The organism is Chelativorans sp. M5D2P16 (genome assembly GCF_034427935.1).
Taxonomy (GTDB): Bacteria; Pseudomonadota; Alphaproteobacteria; order Rhizobiales; family Rhizobiaceae; genus Chelativorans.
The window spans coordinates 1-4,083 of record NZ_JAXQNM010000021.1 but is presented as its reverse complement, the minus strand read 5'-3'; the positions used below and the strand labels follow the sequence as shown (position 1 = coordinate 4,083).

2 protein-coding genes are annotated in these 4,083 nt (G+C 68.1%); both read left to right on the top strand.

Going from position 1 to position 4,083, the window contains the following annotated elements; genetic code table 11:
- The coding region (locus SIN08_RS09865) for an isopeptide-forming domain-containing fimbrial protein (protein WP_322451405.1) at window positions 1–3,777 on the top strand (3,777 nt) is incomplete at its 5' end.
- Window positions 3,774–4,083 (top strand): hypothetical protein (locus SIN08_RS09860; RefSeq protein WP_322451401.1); only part of this gene is annotated, 310 nt, incomplete at its 3' end. The genes SIN08_RS09865 and SIN08_RS09860, both read left to right, overlap by 4 nt.

Here is a 4,083-nt window from a genome sequence, read left to right as displayed (position 1 = left end):
GGCACCTACACTGTGAGCTACACGGCGACGGTGAACGGCCAGGCCTCCGGCACGGTCGGCAACGCGGTCGAGCCGACCGGGGGCGGCGACCCGGACCCCGAATGCGCCAACTGCACGACCGAACATCCGCTGCTCCTCGATATCACCGCGCAGAAGACGTCAAACCCGGCCAATGGCGAGCAGGTCGAAGCCGGCGAGACGATCACCTATACGCTGGCGGCGACGGTGACGGGGTCCGCGACAACCGAGGATCTGGTCCTGACCGATACGCTGGACGGCGGCCTGACCTTCGGCGTGGTGACGGACGCCGGTCCCTTCACGGCGGGCGGCAGCGGCCAAACGCGAACCTTCATGCTCCCGGCGAACACGCCCGCCGGCACCTACACTGTGAGTTACACGGCGACGGTGAACGACCAGGCCTCCGGCACGGTCGGCAACGCGGTCGAGCCGACCGGGGGCGGCGATCCGGACCCCGAATGCGCCAACTGCACGACCGAGCATCCGCTTCTTCTGGAGATATCGGCGGAGAAGACCTCCGATCCGGTCGACGGAAGACAGGTCGAGGCGGGCCAGACGATCACCTACACGCTGACGGCGACGGTGACGGGGTCCGCGACGACCGAGCCGCTGGTCCTGACGGACACGCTTGACGCGGGCCTCACCTTCGGCGCGGTGACGAATGCCGGCTCCTTCACGGCCGGCGGCAGCGGGCAGACCCGCACCTTCACGCTTCCGGCGGATACGCCGGCGGGCATCTACAGCGTGAACTATACGGCGACGGTGAACGACCAGGCTGCCGCGACCGTGGGCAATTCCGTCACGGCCTCGGGCGGCGGCGATCCGGATCCGGAATGCACGAATTGTGCGACCGAGCATTCCCTGCTCCTGGACGTCGTGACCGAGAAAACCGCCGATCCGGCTGACGGAACGCAGGTCCAGGCCGGCGACACGATCACCTACACGCTTGTGACGACCATCACCGGTTCGGCCGCGATCGAAGATATCGTGCTGACCGACACGCTGGACGACGGGCTGACCTTCGACGCGGTGACGGATACCGGCTCCTTCACGACCGGCGGCAGCGGCCAGACCCGCACCTTCACGCTTCCGCAGGGGACGTCGGCAGGCACTTACACGGTGACCTACACGGCGACCGTAAACGATCAGGCTGCCGGAACGGTCGGCAACCAGGTGACGGCCAGCACCGGCGCTTGCGAAAACTGTTCGACCGAACATCCGCTGCTTCTGGAGATTACGGCGGAGAAGTCCTCCGATCCTGCGGATGGCACGCAGGTCGAGGCGGGGCAGACGATCACCTATACGCTGAGCGCGACGGTGACGGGCTCCGCGACGACCGAGGACCTTGTCCTGGCGGATACGCTGGATGACGGTCTGACCTTCGGCGCGGTGACGAATGCCGGTCCCTTCGCGGCGGGCGGCAGCGGCCAGGCGCGCACCTTCACGCTCCCGGCCGGCACCGCGGCCGGCGATTACGCGGTCACATATACGGCGACGGTAAACGACCATGCGTCGGGAACCGTGGGCAATTCCGTCACAGCGTCCGGCGGCGGCGATCCCGATCCCGAGTGCACCAACTGCTCGACCGAGCACCCGTTGCTGCTCGCCATCTCGGCGGAGAAAACGTCCGACCCGGCGAGCGGAGAACAGGTCGATGCGGGCCAGACCATCACCTATACGCTGACGGCGAGGGTGACGGGCTCCGCCACGACCGAGGATCTGGTGCTGACCGACACGCTGAGCGGCGGCTTGACCTTCGACGCGGTGACGAACGCCGGTTCCTTTACGGTCGATGGCAGCGACCAGACTCGCACCTTTACCCTTCCCTCCGGCACGGCCGCCGGCGCCTATACGGTGACCTACACGGCAAGGGTGGACGATGAGGCCGTCGGCGCGCTGTCGAACGCGGTCGATGTGGCGGGCGGCGGCGATCCCGATCCGGAGTGCACGACGTGTTCCACGGAGCACGAGGTGGCCCCGCCGGCGATCAGCTTCGTCAAGCGGCTGGTGGGAGAGAGCGGTCCGACCGACGCCGTTGCGGAAGCGAGCGAAACGCTCACCTACGAGATCACCCTGACCAATGAAGGCGGGTTCACCGACAGCTACGCCATTCAGGACGTTCTCGACGAGAACCTGGTCTTCGCCGGCGCCGATAATGGCGGCGCACATTCGGGAGGCAGCCCGGGCGGCGGCGCGGTGGATTGGACGGGGCTCTCGGTGCCCGCGCGTATCGACGGCGAAAACGGGACGCTGGTGCTTACGGTGTCGGCGACGGTTGCCGATCCTCTGAACGCGGACGGGCCCTTGAGCAACATCGTCAAGGAGCCCGGCGGCCTGGATCCGGACTGCCCGTCCGACCATTGCGTGCTCATCGATCCCCAGAATCCCGAGCTCGCGGTGGAGAAGACCGGCGTGTTCGAGGACTCGGACGGCGACGGCGCGGCAAGCGTCGGTGAGAGGATAGCCTACAGCTTCACGGTGACCAACACGGGTAACGTGCCGCTCTCCGACGTGGTGCCGCAGGATCAGGGGCCGACCTTCGCCGGCGAGGCAGGTGAAAACGCGCTTTCGGCCTTCACGCCGGAAAACGCCACGCTGCAACCGGGCGATGAGCATGTCTTCACGGCATCCTATGTGCTGACGCAGGCGGATGTCGACCGCGGTGCAGGTGTTGCGGACGCTGTCGAGAACACGGCGACGGCGGTTGGCTATGCGAACGGCACGCGGGTGAACGGCACGCCGGTCGAATCGGAAGAGAGCGTGACCGTGCTCTCCCTGCCGGCGGCGGCGAGCGAGATCTCCATCGTCAAGCTTGCCGATCTGCGCTACATCCGTCGCGGCGAGCAGGCGCCGTTCACGATCCGGGTGACGAACCATGCGGGCTCGCGGGTGGACGGTCTGACGGTGGTCGACCGGGTGCCGTCCGGGTTCCGTTTCGTGGAAGGCTCGGCGACGATTGACGGGGTGGAGGTGACGCCTCTTGAGGGCGGCCGCGAGATCCGCTTTGCGAACCTGTCGCTGGAAGGCAATGGCGAGATCGAGATCCGGCTCAGGCTGGTGGCGCTCTCCTCGGCCGGTCCGGGCGAGCATGTCAACCGGGCCCGCGCGCAGGATGCGGCCGGGCGGCAGCTGGCGCCGGAGGCGCGGGCCGTGGTGGAGATCCTGGTGGAGCCGGTCTTCGACTGCGGCGACATCATCGGCAAGGTGTTCGACGATGTGAACGGCAACGGCTACCAGGACGCGGGCGAGCCGGGGCTTCCCGGCGTGCGGGTGGCCACCGTCAAGGGCTGGCTGATCACCACGGATGCGCACGGCCGCTTCCACGTCGCCTGCGCCGACCTGCCGGACAGCCGTATCGGCTCGAACTTCATCATGAAGCTCGACGAGCGCACGTTGCCGACCGGCTACCGGCTGACGACGGAGAACCCGCGGGTGGTGCGCCTGACGGCGGGCAAGATGACCAAGCTCAACTTCGGCGCCTCGATCGGCCGGGTGGTGCGTCTGGATCTCCAGGATGCCGCCTTCGTGCCGCGCGAGACGGAGCTCGACGCGCGCTGGGCGGCCGGCCTCGACGAGCTGATCGCGGTGCTCGGCCGGGAGCGGTCGGTTCTGCGGCTCACCTACATCGACGCGGGCAGCGATCCGGAGCTGGCCGAAGCGCGCGTAGAGCACATGAAGGAATTGATCACCGAGCGATGGCGGGAACGGCAACGGGCCTACCCCTTGAACATCGAGACGCGTGTGGAGGCGGGACAATGAGGGTGAACCTGACTGCGCGCGGCCTGCTCGACCGCAGGTTTCTTCTCCTCGGGTGCACGGCGCTGGCGGGGGCGCTGGCGGGGCTGCCGCCGGCGCTGGCCGAGGACGGCCTCGATGGCAAGACGGCCCATGACAGCTCCGTCCACGCGCTGCCGGTGGGCGCGAACACGGAGGCGGAAGGCGCCGCGGATGCGCCGTCGATCCCCTTCAAGATCAGCGTCGACGGGGAGACGGTGGACGAGAGCGCCGAGCCCACCGCGGATTCGGCGCTTGCGCCGGGCGAGGCCCGTCCTGAGCCTGTCGAAG